The sequence below is a fragment of the Calothrix sp. PCC 6303 genome (assembly GCF_000317435.1).
Classification (GTDB): Bacteria; Cyanobacteriota; Cyanobacteriia; order Cyanobacteriales; family Nostocaceae; genus PCC-6303.
Map to the genome: position 1 here is coordinate 4426854 of NC_019751.1, position 16614 is coordinate 4443467.

The 16614-nt window shown below is 39.0% G+C and carries 16 protein-coding genes; 7 read left to right on the plus strand and 9 right to left on the minus strand.

Annotation, left to right across the window (positions count from 1 at the left end; translation table 11 throughout):
- Nucleotides 1-66: 66 nt before the first annotated feature.
- Together CAL6303_RS18130 and cobS are read right to left on the minus strand one after the other, a co-directional pair.
- A complete protein-coding gene (locus CAL6303_RS18130) occupies nt 67-963 on the minus strand; it encodes a hypothetical protein (protein ID WP_015199274.1) in 897 nt (298 codons plus the stop codon).
- An 820-nt stretch (nt 964-1783) separates the two neighbouring features.
- Nucleotides 1784-2560, minus strand: coding sequence for an adenosylcobinamide-GDP ribazoletransferase (cobS, locus tag CAL6303_RS18135; protein WP_015199275.1), 777 nt, complete (start codon nt 2558-2560; stop codon nt 1784-1786).
- Nucleotides 2561-2920: 360 nt separating this feature from the next.
- Between cobS and CAL6303_RS18140 the strand changes: the two genes are divergently transcribed.
- The 4 genes from CAL6303_RS18140 (at nt 2921) to CAL6303_RS18150 (ending at nt 5502) form a co-directional block, all read left to right on the plus strand.
- Nucleotides 2921-3373, plus strand: a complete 453-nt coding sequence (locus CAL6303_RS18140; RefSeq protein WP_015199276.1) for a hypothetical protein — start codon at nt 2921-2923, stop codon at nt 3371-3373.
- A 170-nt stretch (nt 3374-3543) separates the two neighbouring features.
- On the plus strand, nt 3544-4668 hold the full coding sequence (tgt, locus tag CAL6303_RS18145; protein WP_015199277.1) for a tRNA guanosine(34) transglycosylase Tgt: 1125 nt from the start codon (nt 3544-3546) through the stop codon (nt 4666-4668).
- Nucleotides 4669-4761: 93 nt separating this feature from the next.
- Nucleotides 4762-4899, plus strand: a complete 138-nt coding sequence (locus CAL6303_RS28850) for a photosystem II reaction center protein K (RefSeq protein ID WP_015199278.1) — start codon at nt 4762-4764, stop codon at nt 4897-4899.
- Nucleotides 4900-5205: 306 nt separating this feature from the next.
- Nucleotides 5206-5502: a 2Fe-2S iron-sulfur cluster-binding protein gene (locus CAL6303_RS18150; protein WP_015199279.1), complete on the plus strand. Its 297-nt coding sequence runs from the start codon at nt 5206-5208 to the stop codon at nt 5500-5502.
- A 404-nt stretch (nt 5503-5906) separates the two neighbouring features.
- Here the strand turns inward: CAL6303_RS18150 and CAL6303_RS18155 are convergent, their stop codons facing one another.
- From CAL6303_RS18155 to CAL6303_RS18170, 4 genes are all read right to left on the minus strand, one after another.
- On the minus strand, nt 5907-6413 hold the full coding sequence (locus CAL6303_RS18155) for a GNAT family N-acetyltransferase (RefSeq protein ID WP_015199280.1): 507 nt from the start codon (nt 6411-6413) through the stop codon (nt 5907-5909).
- Between the two features lie 23 nt (nt 6414-6436).
- Entirely contained in the window at nt 6437-7126 is a 690-nt protein-coding gene (locus CAL6303_RS18160; RefSeq protein WP_015199281.1) for a glutathione S-transferase family protein, read from the minus strand.
- 114 nt (nt 7127-7240) lie between these two features.
- Nucleotides 7241-8266 carry an N-acetylglucosamine kinase gene (locus CAL6303_RS18165; protein ID WP_015199282.1) on the minus strand — a complete coding sequence of 342 codons (1026 nt, stop codon included), beginning with the start codon at nt 8264-8266 and terminating at the stop codon, nt 7241-7243.
- Between the two features lie 169 nt (nt 8267-8435).
- The gene (locus CAL6303_RS18170; protein ID WP_015199283.1) at nt 8436-9695 is read right to left on the minus strand and encodes an MFS transporter; all 1260 of its coding nucleotides are present in this window, start codon (nt 9693-9695) and stop codon (nt 8436-8438) included.
- 247 nt (nt 9696-9942) lie between these two features.
- Between CAL6303_RS18170 and psbM the strand changes: the two genes are divergently transcribed.
- The gene (psbM, locus tag CAL6303_RS29405) at nt 9943-10050 is read left to right on the plus strand and encodes a photosystem II reaction center protein PsbM (protein WP_015199284.1); all 108 of its coding nucleotides are present in this window, start codon (nt 9943-9945) and stop codon (nt 10048-10050) included.
- A gap of 120 nt (nt 10051-10170) precedes the next feature.
- Here the strand turns inward: psbM and CAL6303_RS18175 are convergent, their stop codons facing one another.
- From CAL6303_RS18175 to ubiE, 3 genes are all read right to left on the minus strand, one after another.
- Nucleotides 10171-11061, minus strand: a complete 891-nt coding sequence (locus tag CAL6303_RS18175) for a universal stress protein (RefSeq protein WP_015199285.1) — start codon at nt 11059-11061, stop codon at nt 10171-10173.
- A gap of 641 nt (nt 11062-11702) precedes the next feature.
- Nucleotides 11703-12935, minus strand: a complete 1233-nt coding sequence (locus CAL6303_RS18180; RefSeq protein ID WP_015199286.1) for a DUF445 domain-containing protein — start codon at nt 12933-12935, stop codon at nt 11703-11705.
- 79 nt (nt 12936-13014) lie between these two features.
- The gene (gene ubiE, locus CAL6303_RS18185) at nt 13015-13707 is read right to left on the minus strand and encodes a bifunctional demethylmenaquinone methyltransferase/2-methoxy-6-polyprenyl-1,4-benzoquinol methylase UbiE (protein WP_015199287.1); all 693 of its coding nucleotides are present in this window, start codon (nt 13705-13707) and stop codon (nt 13015-13017) included.
- A gap of 158 nt (nt 13708-13865) precedes the next feature.
- Between ubiE and CAL6303_RS18190 the strand changes: the two genes are divergently transcribed.
- Together CAL6303_RS18190 and CAL6303_RS18195 are read left to right on the plus strand one after the other, a co-directional pair.
- Nucleotides 13866-15143 (plus strand): RNA-guided endonuclease InsQ/TnpB family protein, encoded by a 1278-nt coding sequence (locus CAL6303_RS18190; protein WP_015199226.1) that lies wholly within the window; start codon nt 13866-13868, stop codon nt 15141-15143.
- Between the two features lie 348 nt (nt 15144-15491).
- Nucleotides 15492-16442 carry a DUF4365 domain-containing protein gene (locus CAL6303_RS18195; protein ID WP_015199288.1) on the plus strand — a complete coding sequence of 317 codons (951 nt, stop codon included), beginning with the start codon at nt 15492-15494 and terminating at the stop codon, nt 16440-16442.
- The last annotated feature ends 172 nt before the right edge of the window (nt 16443-16614 follow it).

Genomic DNA, 16614 nt, shown 5'->3' on the forward strand with positions numbered 1-16614 from the left:
GAAATCCTGTAGAGACGAGACATGTCGCGTCTCTCTTTATTTATATTCCAAGGGAATAATATATCCCTAATGCCAGGTATGTTCACGCCACATTAGGGACTGTTTTTGATATTCGGATAAGTTTTCAGATAGCACCAATAAATCCTCTGGAGAGAATAAAGATTGATAATTGAAAGGGTATTTTGGAAAGCGAGAAGTGTAGTCAAAAAATATTGCAAATCTTTCTGAAGAAATTGGTATTTTTCCTCGATGAAAAATACTGCTAGTTGCCGCAAAAATTACTGTCCCTGGACTCCCTAGACAAGATTGATAATTTGTAGAGGGAATAGCCTCCTGCATCCTTTGCTCTTGAATATAACCAGATTTATAATTTAATTCCTGAGCTAATTGGGAAGTTATATCCTTAGGAATATATTGAAATGGTCCACTATCATTATCCATTTCATGTAAATAGATAATAACTTTAAAAACTTGTCTATCTTCAGTATCTATATGCCACAGTCTTGATTTATTTTCAATTTTATTCACAAGATCCCGACGTATATAGGCTCCTTGGTAAGCAACAGGCAGACCAAAATAGCTCTCTGCTATTCTGAGAATATGCTCTTCTAATCCCCAAAGCAATATTTCAGGTTGTTGCATCATCTGACTGATAGTTGCATGGAGCGTATATTCATTTTTTTCGTAATCTGAACAATTTTTGAGCAGAGAACTTAAATTATCGGCTGTTTTCAGCATTTCTGCTGTGGAATCAATCCCTAATGCTTCTAGGGAAGTGATTGCAAGACCCTCACGTTTAATTGTTGTAATTAAATTTGTATCTTCTAGAGAAAGTAAAGGTGTATTGTTTATATATTTTTGTAATACTTCTTGATAAGCCTTTTCTGATTTTTTTTCGATTAAAGGAATACGATATATTTGCTTTAGCAAATGATTACTTACCTTTTCGATCAAATAATTCATAGAGATTTATATGTGAATAATAGTTTAATAACATATTGATTTTTATAATTTTAGTAATAATGTTCCAGTTTTTTAGTCGTCCTAACGAACAATTCATGAAAAATATGTATTCTTCATATAGTTATTATCTTCCACTCAGAGTAATATCTTTCCGGAAATGTGCAACTAAAATACTGAAGTTTGTAGGAATGTTGCTTATTTATTGACTGGATTTAATTCATTATTTGGAAATATCACATCAAGCCATAACCCATGTTTAGCAATGGTTTCATCGTTCAGAGCTAACTAACAACTATAGAAAAACAGATAATGTCAATGTAAATAGATTGCTAAGTCTCTTGATACAGCAACTATCATCATTTTTGAGTTACTATTGAGTTAGGAGTCAGAATCGAGGAATGTCATAAATTCATCACATCTACCTCACCACAATATTGCTGCTAGAAAGTCAATTTCTAGCAAATATTCAGGGTTTAATTCCCCTGCCCAACGACGGCAGCTTTGTGACAAACTTTAACGTAGGCACAGCCCCTGTTAAGTTTGCGCTGTTTTCTGTCGGGTTTAAATCCCCATTATAAAACATACTCATTACTTATTTAGGATTACTATTTGATTTTTGAAAAGATACGTAGGGTGTGTATAGCCTTGCGGCATCCAAGAAAAGCGACAGCGTAACGCACCATTTATAAGGATTTGGTGCGTTACGAACTCCGTTCTAACGAACCCTACAATACCTAATTTTGTAAGTGCAAAGCACAGGCTACGCCAACAAAATTCAAACCGGATTCCTATTACTTATTTTTTAACTGCTTTACCTGCATTAAAATGTTGTCATGACACACAACAACAAAGCTTCTGTCCATTCCACAACAGCGCCATAAGTATCACCTGTGTGTCCACCTAATTTATGATTAAACCAGGAACCAACTAGAAACGCGATCGCGCTACCACTGAAAACCACAACTACACCCACAATAATTTTTTGAGGGTGGAAAAATACATACAATCCACTCATCCCCAGCAGTAATATGAAGCTTGGCAATAGATTCCACCATGATGCGATCGCTTCTTTGTGAATTGCCCCTTTTCCGGTAGCCTTGAGGTAGGGATAACGAAAAATCGCCAGCATTTGACCCCAACGTCCCCAACCACAAGCTGACATAATTCCCAACCACCGTAATGATTCTGTCATATCGCTGAGTGCAGCTGTTTTAATTAAAAGTAAGGCAACAGCAGTCATTGCTCCGAATGCACCCGTTGCACTATCCATCATCACCTCTAAGCGTCGCTCTGGGTTCACTACAGCTAAACCATCAGCAGTATCCATCGCCCCATCTAAGTGTAAACCCCCAGTTAAGGCAACCCAAAAACATATTATTATTACAGTACGTGTAAACACTGGGACTCCTAGCCAAGATATTCCCAGATCTAACAGTGCCAAAATTCCACCGATAATTAGCCCCACAACCACGACAAACCTAGCTATTCGACGGAAATCCAAGCCCTCCACCCAAGGCAAAGGTATAGAAGTATAGAAAAGGATACTGGCTATGAAGCTTAACAATAGTTCTTTGCACCATTGCCGAATACTTGCCATAATAGTCACATACCCTCAAATAAATAACTTCTAATAAAAAATACTCAGTTGAAATACCCACACTAAATTAAAGCTTTCAAAAAGATTAATTAATACTAGAGATTCACACAAAAACTTTGTTATGCTTATTGCAGCACAAAAAGCAAATATTTAGTATAAAAACATACTTTTGCCGTGAATTTATAATTCACTCATCAACAGTTTGTAGCACACTTTTGAAATAGAAAATATTTTAGCATCTAGATTGAAAGCGTTGCCCCAAAAAGTTGATAATTAATTGCAAGGTACCAACAAAGCCATCAAGCAAACCATCCAATCGCTGTGTTGTAATCCATCCTTAATTGATTTGCAATCTAACTTATGAGCCACCATCTACCAGATATTAATATACCCGCTCCATGTATCATCAACACAGGTATTGTTGTAAATAAATTGGATATACGACGATTGCTAAGTGATTTGGGTCGTGTTCGCTATGTTTACAGCCTTGATGGCGAGGTATACAGTGAAGGTGAAGGTGATGTGATGGAGGTATTTTCCAGCCATCGCAGATCTACCTTAGTAGCAAATCAAGCCCTTTACTTGAATGTTACTAGCTTCGACTACTTAGCACTGAATCAATCTCCAGAGAACGAAACCTATTTTGATTTAACCCAAGAAGGATGGTGTCTGCGGTTAATTCCCCTTTCTACCCCTCTCCAGGAAAGACGCGATCGCAGTATGAATGTAAGTGCTATGGAAGCGATGATGGATCAAGTTCTCTCCGCTCGTTGGGATGCCGAAATTGATGATGACTCCTCAGAAATGTTTTAAATCAGTTATTCAGTGAATAGTTATCAGTAGGAATTACGCAGCTGGCACTTGACGGTGAAAAAAAATTCATCGTGACTGCCTCTTCCTTGAATCAGTTATCATCTGATTTAAAGTTGCCCTGATAACTGTTTACTGTTAACTGCTCACTGATTTAATAGGTTATTTTCAAATTGAGTGCCCAATTTTCCTACCAGGTTCTTGCTACATCCAGCCAAAGCAAAGCGAGAGCCGGAGTCTTCAACACCCCCCATGGTATTGTTGAAACTCCTCGATTTATGCCAGTTGGCACATTAGCCAACGTCAAAACTATGACTCCATCTCAACTAAAAGAGACTGGAGCGCAAATGATCTTATCCAACACCTACCACCTCCATCTCCAACCTGGTGAAGACATTGTTGCAGGTGGTGGAGGTTTACACAAATTTATGGCTTGGGATGGTCCGATTCTCACCGATTCCGGAGGATTCCAAGTATTTAGCTTGAGTGAGATGCGAAAAATTACCGAAGAAGGTGTAACTTTCCGCTCACCCCGCGATGGCAAAATTATTAATTTGACCCCAGAACGTTCCATCCAAATTCAAAATACCCTGGGTGCAGACGTGATTATGGCATTTGATGAATGTCCACCCTACCCAGCCACCCGTGAGGAAGTAGAAGCCGCCACAGGGCGAACATATCGCTGGTTAGAACGCTGTATCCAAGCCCATGAACGGGATGATCAAGCCCTATTTGGCATCGTTCAAGGCGGTGTATATTTAGATTTACGCGCCCAAGCAGCCACTAATTTAGTCGGTTTCGATTTACCAGGTTACGCCATTGGTGGAGTCAGCGTTGGTGAACCCCCTGAACTCATAGCCAAAATAGTTCAAGCCACTACACCCATGTTGCCTGTCAACAAACCCCGCTACCTCATGGGAGTGGGAACATACCGAGAAATGGCTCAAGCGATCGCATCCGGGATAGACTTGTTTGATTGCGTAATTCCCACCCGTTGGGCAAGACATGCCACAGCAATGGTACAAGGTGAACGTTGGAACCTCAAAAATGCCAAATTCCGCGAAGATTTCCGTCCCCTAGATGAAACCTGTCCTTGTTACACCTGCCAAAACTTCAGTAGAGCATACATTTCACACCTAGTGCGATCGCAAGAACTCCTCGCGTACACCCTACTGAGCATCCACAACATCACAGAACTCATTCGCTTCACCCAAAAAATTCGCCAATCCATCCTCAACGACACCTTCACCACCGAATTTGCCCATTGGTTACAACCAGAATCTCATCCCGAATCATAATTGTTCCCTTATAACTTTCAACTCGAAACTGAATGCATGTTAAAATACATTTCAAATATTAAAGCTGTGTTGGATAGGTAGATTTAAACAAACATGGAAGCAGCACTACTGTTAGCAAAATTGCCAGAAGCTTACCAAATCTTTAATCCTTTGGTAGACGTTCTTCCCGTAATTCCCGTATTCTTTCTGCTGCTAGCCTTTGTATGGCAAGCAGCCGTGGGTTTTAGATAGGTTTATCTATCCCCATTTACCGTAGGCAATAGACAGGTAACTCACCTGTCTTATTTTTTTCTCAAAATTATTTTAAATTCTTAATCAAACTTAATATTCTGCAACTTACAAGATTATACTTAATAAAGATTTACAAAAATAGACCAAGTTCCTATCAAGAATAATATCTGTCATTGCGACCAGAGGAAAGGAATCTAATCATCTTGAAACCACTACGACGCAACTTGGTATTAGAACTAATCTTTCAAGACGCTAACCAAAAAGCTTAACTTTCCCTCATTCAAATAAAAAAGGAGGCATTCAAACATGGGAAACATTAACTTCGCCAACGAAAACAAAGAAGTCATCGCCGCTGATGGGGCAAATCTTCGCCTCAAAGCCATGGAAAACGGCATTGACATTTACAAAACCTGGGGAAAAATGATGAATTGCGGCGGTTATGGGCAGTGTGGACACTGTGCTGTACAAGTCATAGATGGGATGGAAAATCTTTCCCCACGTACCGATGCCGAAAACAAATTATTAAAGAAAAAACCCGATAATTTCCGTCTTGCTTGTCAAAGTATTGTCAATGGGGCAGTAACTATAGCTACCAAGCCTTAGAATCATCAGTAGTCGATGAAGCACTACAAATGGCTTATAAGCTGCTACGCAGCTAAATTATATAAATTCAAAAACTATAACCTTTGTGGTGCGGGCATCCTGCCCGCTTTAGATATACAAATTAGGCGCTTAACAGCTTAGGAATCTAAAATAGGACTTACGCAATCGTAACGAGAAAACCAGACTTTGAGTAGGCGAAGCCAGCCTAAAAGGCTTATGCGAGTCTGCGACAAGCCGCTTTGCGTCTACCTTGCGTCGCAATAACGTAATTGCGTATTCCTTGCGTAAGTTCTGTAAAATATGGTGTGTGACACTACGGAATATCCTGGTATCAAAAATCAACATTGATACGGTGTCCCTCACCACAGTTCGGTTGTGAAAGGGAAAATAAAACTTTTTACCAACTAAACCCGCGAAAAAGCAGGAGGATAAACAACCTCACCTTGATACTTTACTTGAAAGTTTTTGAAAATCTTCACCATAAAAACATCCTCTGGAACATCAAAAGGACATTTAATATCATAAATTGCTGACGACATGAATCCGAAGCGATTATAAAACGAAGGAGAACCAAGTACAATCGCTAAAGCTTCACCCATCGCATCAGCTTTTTCCAAACCAGCTTTAATTAGATTACTACCAATACCCTGCTTTTGAAACTCAGGAATCACAGCTACAGGTGCTAAACTAAGTACCCGCAATCTTTCTTCCCCAATTAACTCAATATAGCTGAACATAATATGAGCAACTACAATATCATCAATTTCCGCTACTAAGGAAAGTTCAGGGATATAAAAGTTAGAATTACGAACTTCTGTAATCAAATTAGCTTCATTTTCCCTTGCAAATGCTAAGGTATTGACTTCAGATATTCTCAAATAGTCTTGATAATTTTCAACACGAATTTTCATGCTTTTGACTAGCCTCTAAATCCCTAACGTTTTCCAACAGTATTTTTAAAAGCTTCCCTTACTGTCATTTTATCCAAATAAGAATTAATCGCTGGATATTGAGTGTAATCTACAGGAACAAGAATTTTGGCATAATATAAATACGAAACAACGGCAATATCTGCGGCACTAAGTTTATTTCCTACTAAAAACGATTTGTCTTGCAAAATCTGATTGAGTGCTACTAACAAATTAGGCATTTCCCTTTTACGTTTATCTTCGGTAAACAAAGCCGGGGATAAAGTGGTATTAGCAAAAAACACCCACTGCATAACTTGAGCAGATTCCTCTAACGAAGTAGATTTTTTGTCATATTTTTCGGCTAAATATAATAAAATTGCTCCAGATTCCCATAACTTCAAATTTCCATCTACAATTGCTGGTACTTTCCCCAGCGAATTGATAGCCAAATATTCAGGTTTACGGTTTTCTCCAGCACTGATATTTAGGGAAATATATTCATAAGGAATACCCAATTCTTCCAAATACCATTGCACCATGGGAGTCCTTGTTTTCACACCTCCATATAGCTTCAGCTTTATTTGATTAGAAGTAGAAGCAGGAGTCACATTTTTTTGAGGAAGAGGTGCAGCTTGTACGGAAAATATAGGAAAATAAAAATATGCGATCGCGCTTGTGAATGCAAGTAGTTTAAGAGTTAGTTGTTGGAGCATAGTTAAATAGTTATATATTGATACTTTGCGTTCAACTTACAAAGATACACTGTAGTATATAACAGAAAATTCTGAGCATTTTATCTTATGAAAAATATACTCTCCTCAAGCTTTTCAGCCTAACTCATTTAACCGCTTCAATCCCAACAAAGCAGCACCATAAGCAGGTTCAAATCTAGGAAGAATAATTTTGGCATTTGGATAGATTGTAGTTACAGACTGAATAAATCTCTCTCTCATTCTTGATTTAGACTGCCAAACACTACCAACTGTCACAATTTCAAAAATATCATTACTTTCCTGCTTATTAACTTGTGAATGTAGGGAAAACCCTAATGCATCAATGACTACCGAAGTTGCTTTAACTAACTCTCTTACAGCCTCATCAATAATCTGATTAGCGATTTCATCTCCTTCTACAGCTGCATTATCAACAATAATCGCCAAACCCGCAATCTCTTTCACACCCCATCCACTTCGATATACAACTTCCACTGAATCTTCCATATTTTGCAACTTCAAATAGCTTTGAAAACCCTTCAACAAACTAGTTGCTTTTCCTCGTCCATCATAAAATTGCATCGCCATTTGTAACCCAGTCACAGCAATTTTATAAGCACTACCTTCATCACCCAAAAGATAACCCCAACCGCCAACACGTTTAGTAATTCCCTGTTGATTAATTCCAAAAATTATGGAACCAGTTCCAGCAGCAACAACAATCCCGATATCATTTCCAATTCCACCAACCAAAGCAATTAAAGCATCATGACAGATGATTATTTTTCGTCGTAAATCCAATTCCCACTCGACACAGAAATTTAGACTAATTTGTAAATCAGCAACAATACTTTCTACTACTTCTCTATCCTGAATCCGAGCAACACCAGCTAAACCTAAGCAAATTGCCGTGACTTTAATTTTATCACTAAGATTATTTATTCGATGCTCTATTTTCCCTAATGCTTCAGCAGTTGCACTAAAAATTGCCGCTTCAATAGACTGAAAAGTAGCACTAACTCCAATAGTTTGATAATTTGATGCACCAGCTTCACCACGTCCCCATATTTTTCCTTGAATATCCATCAAGACACATACTGTTTTGCTTCCACCACCATCTATTCCTAAGATATATTCCATGAATATTATTGATAATTTGATATCTGAAATAAAAGATTTATAACTGATGATATCGCCATAATTTATCGTCGCTGCGTGACACTATAAACCTTTACTTACAGTGCATGATTTCTCAAAGTGTCACACACCCTACACCATGATATTTATCAATAAAATATTAACAACTATCTTACTCTTCCAAAGGAATGAAAAAGATAGAAATCATTCCGGGAATAGTAAAAAAGCAAACTAAGATAAAAAATGAAGTATATCCAATTGATTTTTGAATTGCACCGCTAATTGCTCCAGGTAACATCAATCCTAAAGCCATTAATCCTGTAGAAATAGCATAATGAGAGGTTTTATATTCTCCTTTACAGAGGTATAGAAGATATACAGTAAAACCAGTAAATCCTAAGCCGTAACCAAATTGTTCTAAAGCAACCAATGGATAAACTAATAACAAATATGGTTTAACAGCAGCCATATACACATAAAAAATATCTGGAATGTTCAACGCTAAAGCCATTGGTAAGAGACACTTTCTTAAACCATAGCGAGAAATTAATAAACCACCAAGAATCCCCCCAGAAATTAAAGAAATTACTCCAAATGTGCCATATACTAAACCAACTGTATCAGTAGAAAGTCCTAAACCACCTTCCTCTATTGGATCTAATAAAAATAAAGAAGCAAGTTTTACAAGCATTGCTTCGCCTAAACGATAAAGCAAGATAAAGGCTAAGATAGCAATAATTTTAGCTTGTTTAAAATATGATTTGACTATTATTCCAAAAGATATTTCTTGATTTATGTTCTTCTGCCGAGGTTGATCCAAATCTGGTTCTGGGAGAACTAAGCGATGATAGATAAATAGTAAAACAAATAAAATAGATACTAAACCAAAAGTAGCCATCCAAGCCAAGCGAATATTATTAAGGTATATTTCTAGTTTCCCAGTAAGAAATACTAAAAAACCTGAACCAAATAACATGGCTAATCTAAAAAACAAAGAACGAAATCCGACAAAAAAAGCTTGCTGTTCGCTAGAAAGGGCAAGCATATAAAAGCCATCAGTGGCAATATCGTAGGTAGCAGAAATAAAAGCTGCAACTGCAAATATCACCAGAGATATGACAAAGAAATTTGGAAGTTGCAACGACAGGGCAATTAGTCCTAAACATGCAAACATTCCTAACTGCATCGTTAGCATCCAAGTTCGCTTTGTTGAATTCGTATCCACAAAAGGTGCCCAAAGCATTTTGAGAACCCAAGGTAAGTTGAGAAGACTTGTCCAAAATGTGATTTCTTGATTACTAATACCAAGACGTTTGTAAAGGATCACAGAGACTGTGTTGATGATGGTATTGGGTACACCTTGGGCAAAGTATAGGGTGGGAATGAATGTCCAAGGAGATAAAGAAACTAGTTTGTGTCTATGAGAGTTCATCGTGATTCAAGTTATTGATTAGTGCAGGTAAACGCGCTGATGTGATTCTCCTGCCGTAATCTTACCTGGTGTATTGCAAGTTATTCAGACTTAGGCAATTATGTTGAGAAACCAAGACTTTTAGCTTATATCTCTGTTAGTCGCTGTTTGATGTCAGCACACCTTGCTTCAGGATTTTCAAGCAGATGTGGTGATAAAGTGATATCCTAAAAATGTTCACAAAGTAACAACAAGGGGCTTTCTTGCTATGCAAGTCAACGAATTGGGGTTCATAGCGAGCATATTGTTCGTGCTAGTTCCCGCCGTTTTTTTAATAATTCTTTACACTATTACTGCTAGCCGGGGAGAAGGTTAACTTTTAATAGTTTTTGTGTGAAATAAGGAACCCCGCACGAATTGTGCAGGGTTTTTAGTTTATTTAGTTTTGGGGTTTAGGTTTGGGGCTTAGTTTTAGGGTTTATTGAAGATGTTGGCATCAGCTTTGCTCATTTGTGCGTGCTAACAACACAGGGCAATAAGCGTTAACACGAACATAATCAGATAAAGAAGCACCCAGAAGTCTATCTAAATCGACAAAGCTTTTAGCAACACTAGGTCGTCTATCTGGTGAACCTATCAGCAGCAAATCTACTTGGTTTTCCTCTGCCAGACGGCAGATTTCTTGCCCTGCACGTCCGCTACTAGTAATGTTGCTTTCTTGTCCTGATTGACCTGCACTTGTGATGCAACGGGTTTGGATGCCGTATCTCTTCGCTTCGGAGACTGCTGAACTGAGAATCGGGTTTTCTGGTTGGTTAGTTTCTGTTTTGTCTGATTTATTTTGCCAATTTGTGTTGACATTAGCAAGAACTAATTCTGCGCCTTTTACATCCATTAACATGAATATAGCCAACTTTAAGCAATGTTTAGCAGTTGCTGAATCATCCATTGCTACCATGACTCGGTTAATTCTTTTGACATAGATGTCGTCTTTAACCAGTAACATGGGACGTGAAGACAGTTGGAAAACGTACTGACTGACAGAGTTTCCTAAAATTGATTGTAAGCGTTTGAGTCCACGGGAACCCATAATAATCAAGTCAGCATCCACCTCATCAGCAACTTGACAAACAACGTCTTTGGGTTCGCCTTGGCGTAAAATTGAAGAGACTTGGCTGGGGTCTAAATTCAAGTATTGGATGGCATTTGCTAATATTTTGCCACCTTCTTCCCACTTGGATGTCATCCCTCCGGCACTGCTTTGGGAAGGAACAACGTGCAAAACTGTGACTTTAGCTTGCTTGATGGCTGGTAGTTCTGCGAAAGTCTTGAGCATCTCCTCAGCATGACCCAATCCAGAGACAGCGAGCAAAATTTTCTTTATCATTGTATATCTTCCAATGGCTTGGATGTATGCGCTTTTATTGTTTAGGACAGTGTGATTTCGACTGCTTTGTTTGATAACTTGGCTCAGTCAATTTGTGTGAGTAATTATTATTTGTTAGTCAAGGGGTTTTTAACTAGCAAACTTGTATGATGTTTAAATACTAATCCACAAATACTGTTTATTTTGCCAATGTTAAAAATATATAGACAAGGAATAATCACAGTTAGTAATAATGATTAATTACTAGTGCAAAGATATTTATGTCTATCTATTCAATTTCTTATTATACGCTATGATTTTCGCCTATGAAGTTAACTAATTTCTATCTCACTGATTAGTTTTCTGTCTATATTTGATATGTTTATTTTTTTTAAAAAAGGTGAAGTATTAATAAGATTTTGCCGAATTTTTCTCGTTTTAGGCATTAAAAGAATTAAGGTTTTTACAGAGATAAATTCAGGAATACCGATTAAATAAAGTGTGATCGTAAGATGTCTAAGGGGAGCATAAGGAGCCAATTCAAGTTTAATTAAATTTGCGTTCTTAATTTAAATATAAAGGGAGGTTACAGGGTAAATTAATGAAATACAGAGACGTTTCGGTGAAAAGTCTCTGTGGGGTTATGTATTGTGCTTGATTTCCTACTGACTAAAAAATAGTAAACAAGCTTGAACAATTCCGACGAAGAATCCTAAAAAGCCACCTAAATTTACAATTGCTTGTAATTCATTTTTCACGATTCCCTCGATTGCAGCTTCTAAATCGGCAGGTGAAGTTGATTTAACACGATCAATAATAACTTGGTCGATAGATAGAATAGGAATAGCTTGAGCAACAATTTTTTCTAAATCGCGTTCAAAATATCGTTCTAAAATTTGAGCTAGTTCTTTACTGATAACTTCTACGGAGGTGCTAACAACAGTAGAACTACTGAGGCGATTTATTAGTAGTGTAGCGGTTTTGTCCCAATCGAGGGAATCGCTTAAACCTTGAAGTAAATCGCCTCCCCGGTTTTGCATGTAGTGACGAACACTTTCGCGGGTAGTTTTACGGAGTTGACGAACTGTGGCAATGGGGAGGTTTTGCAACGAAAGATTGAGTAAGAATTTTTTAATGCGATCGCGTACATTAAGATCTTGAATCAATTCGCCAATTCTTTGGTTGGTTGCCTCCTTTTCGTCTAGGCAGTATGTCCGTAAGCGAGTTAAGGTATTGCGTAAGCCAAATAAATTTGCCACCACCCAGTAAGTACCGCTGGTTTTCTCGCGGAAACTTTCATCAACGGTTTGAATTGTTCTGTCGGTGAGAAAATCAACTAGGGCAGAACGAATTAAATCTGGGGGTAAAACAACTTGGAGTAACCAATCTGCTAATCTTGTGGCTTGTTCCTCACTCAGTTGGAACTCTAGCAAGACTTGATCAAAAATTTGGTTAATTTGAGATTCTAAAAAATCTTCCCGTCTTGCCAAAACTTGCAGTAGTCGTGGTAAAGACTCCCCGAGTAAATCTCGGAGAACTTCCGCCAGAATTTTGGCACTTTTTTGTTCTTTATCGACTTGAATTTGCTCCAAAGCCATTTTCAGCAACCACTGAATAGCCGCTTCAACACGTTCAGGTTGAAGGAGTCTTCGTGCTAAATGCTGAAGTTCGTCTGGAGTTAACAGCGACCCCATGATGGTGTCGGAGATGTTTTTGGCAAGTCGTTCTTGGTTGCGGGGAATTAAACCGGGAGTAAAAGGTATGCGTCTGCTACCAATATACAGGGCACGGTAAGGACGGAATAACATTTTGATGGCTATATCGTTGGTGAAATAGCCGATAATTCCGCCTACTGCGGGGGGAGATAGGTAAAGCCAAAGGTGAGACCAATCCACTAGTGAATTTTGGATTATAGAAGAATTGAGAATTGGGAATAGGTTAGTTCTTTATTTTACCTATTTCCTTTTGTACAGTCTAAAATTTGCTGACAACCAGCACTCCCATCATATCGTTCGCAATCGGGTAGTGTGTGGCAGAAGCGAAACCAACTTGTAATGCGATCGCTATTTGTTCTGCACCGTTGGGAAAGCGATCTAAGCTGGGACTGATATAAGCATACTCGTCTTTCAAACCCATTTGTGTAGCCGCTGGAACAACTAAATTCCCTAAATACCACTGTTGGAAGCGACGCAGGTAAGGATTAGTTGGACGATGAAAATCTAAAATTGCCGCTTTTGCCCCACTTTTGAGGACGCGGTGTAATTCTTGCAACGCTTTGGGGATATCAGTCACATTCCGTAATCCATATCCCATAGTTGCTGCATCAAATTGGTTGTCAGGGAAGGGTAAATTTAATACATCTGCTTCTTCCCAAATAATATTTGGTTGTGGATATTGACTTTGGGCACGTTGTTTGGCAACTTCTAGGAGTTGGCAGGAAAAATCAACACCATATACCTTTCCAGTTTGTCCCGCATATCTGGCTAAACGTAATGATAAATCACCGCTACCGCAGCATAAATCAATACAAGTGTCACCTGGTTTGGCTTGGCTCCATTTCACGGTCATTTCTTTCCAAACCCGATGCTGTCCCAAACTGAGCTTATCGTTCAATTGGTCGTAGACTGGGGCGATGCGATTAAAAATTGTTTGAATTTCGTTACTCATCAATTAAATGTGTAGGAATTTAATGGTGTGAACCGCTCTGAATTATCAGCTTAGAGTTACCAAAAAATTGGGTCTAAAGCCCCGTCCTTGTAGGACGGCTTTTTCATGATTATTGCTCATAATTGTGGGAAAATTACGTTAGTACATCCAACGTAAATATGCTGGTATTTGAGGCAAAGCTTGAGGGATTTAAAGAGCAGTATCAGTTGCTAGATGAAGCAATTAGAACTGCTCGTTTTGTCCGCAATGCTTGTATCAGATACTGGATGGACAACGGCAGGTGCTACCCTGCGGGAACGCTTTCAGCGAACAAGTCGGGAGACCCGCCCAACGCACTGCCTCACAAAAGTATCGGCAGGTACGAGTTGAGTGCTTATTGTGCTGTGCTTGCTAAAGCAGCCGAGTTTCCTTGGGTGTCGAAACTTAACTCGATGGCTCGTCAAGCTAGTGCTGAAAGAGCATGGTCTGCCATTGCGAGATTTTTTGACAATTGCAAAAAGTCTAAACCAGGCAAGAAGGGATTTCCAAAGTTTAAGAAAGAACAAACTCACGGGAGTGTTGAATATAAAACCACTGGATGGTGTTTGTCCGATGATCGCAAGTTCATCACTTTCACTGATGGTTTTAAAGCAGGAACTTTTAAACTCTGGGGAACCCGTGACCTGCACTTTTACCAACTCAAACAGTTTAAAAGAGTGCGGGTTGTGCGTCGTGCCGATGGGTATTATGCCCAATTTTGCATTGATCACCAACGGGTTGAAAGGCGAGAACCAACGGGTAAAACTATTGGTATTGATGTGGGGTTGAACCATTTCTATACAGATAGCAATGGGGAAACAGTCACCAATCCTAGACACCTGCGTAAATCCGAGAAGTCTTTGAAACGGTTGCAGCGCCGGATGTCCAAGACTAAAAAAGGGTCTCAAAACAGAATTAAGTTTAGAAATAAACTTGCGCGTAAGCATCTCAAAGTAAGTCGCCAACGTAAAGACTTTGCTGTAAAAACAGCAAGGTGCGTAGTGAGGTCTAACGACCTCGTGGCGTATGAAGATTTGATGGTGCGAAATATGGTCAAGAATCATCGCTTGGCTAAGTCGATTAGTGATGCGTCGTGGTCGCTGTTTCGTCAATGGGTTGAGTATTTTGGCAAGGTCTTTGGGGTGGTGACAGTTGCTGTGTCGTCTCACTACACCAGTCAAAATTGCTCGAATTGTGGGCAAATTGTCAAGAAGACTCTTAGCACTAGAACTCATATTTGTCCTCATTGTGGGCATACCCAAGACCGAGATTGGAACGCAGCACGCAATATACTGGAAAAAGCATTAAGTACGGCGGGTCACGTCGGAACTAAAGCCTCTGGAGAGACTGATCAATACTTGGGTGGGGAAACTCCTCCAAGCAAATCAACTCGTGGAAAGAGGAAACCCAAGAAGTGATTCTTGGAATCCCCGTGCATTTATGCCGGGGAGGATGTCAACTCGATCTGTACAGCTATAGTTCAGTTATTGTTGATGCTTACAGCGGTCGGCGACTCAGCAATACTTACTCTATGATTAACCTAGAAAATACCTATCCTCTCACAGACTTTAAACACAACCTCAAACAGTTTATAGAGCGCATTATATAGCTACAAAGTCTCCCCTTGTACTTAAAGTCAATGGGAAATCAGAGATTGTCATTCGAGATGCCAGCAGTTTTCAGGAAATGATGCGACGTTTGGAAGATTCGGAAACGCCCCTAAATCGAAGTTGAGGTAAGATTGTGGGAAAACTTCTAGCATCGCAATGACCAAGTTACCTAAACGTACTAAGTCTCAAAAGGTTGGTGTAAGTGCTGCCGATCTCCTCAGTTATGTTTTTGCTGAATTTTGCAACGTTATTCCTGTCCCTCAAGATAGAGATCTTGGCATTGACTTCATCTGTGAAATCATGCAGGGAGAACACCCAACTGGAAAGTTGTTTAATATTCAATGTAAGGGGAAAGAAGAAGCTAAAGTAGAAGGTAATTCAATTACAGTTTCTATTAAAGTTACGACTCTCAATTATTGGTTACTTCAATCAAATCCAACATTCTTAATTGTTGTTGATTGCCAAAACGGTTTGTTTTATTGGTCTTTCCCGCAGGATTTTCTCAGTTCACTTAATAAAAGTTGGCAAGAACAACAAACAGTCTCAATTCCAGTTACTGTCCAAAATCGGTTTGGGCAAGACATAAACGCCTTACCTATCCAACTAGTTTCAATAGTCAATTCACATGCATCTGCGACTCCGCAGAATGGTGATTATCTTGGAACATTGACACTCGGAGATGCCATAAATAGGGCTATTGATTATGGATTATATGTGCTGAAGGCACCCTTCCATCGCCCTTTTCAATATATTGGAATGTCTATCGCAGATGCGGCAAGGGTAGTCGGCGGTAAACCTAATGAAGCAGGTAATATTATCATCGATTCTGAGCAATCTGAGATGCTCTTAGAGGTAGAAGGAAATTTTATTAATTATGTAGATATTGAACTAAAAAAAACTGCACCTTGGAGCCTGAGCCGCCCGTTTGATTCGGAAGCAATTTTAGGAGTACTTAGCATTAACCCATCTGAGTTAGAACTAGCCCGCAAACAGACACATTTCCACACCTATTACGACCATAAGAGAAAGTTAAAGATCGGTGTATCTTGTCAGTATGAGGGTGCACCACTATCTGTAGGATTTAGCAGCAAGTATTACAGAGCCTAAACTATGTAATGTATTTTGTTGTATTGCATTCCAACTAATTTAGATCGGTTATTCTAGGTTGGGCAGTGGTGCTGTCTAACAATTGCGTTGTAGCAGACTGAAGAAAGCCGCTGGTGATAAGTTCAAGATTTATGCTTGCCGTTGTGGGACTTGAGCGATCGCTCTTTGGCAT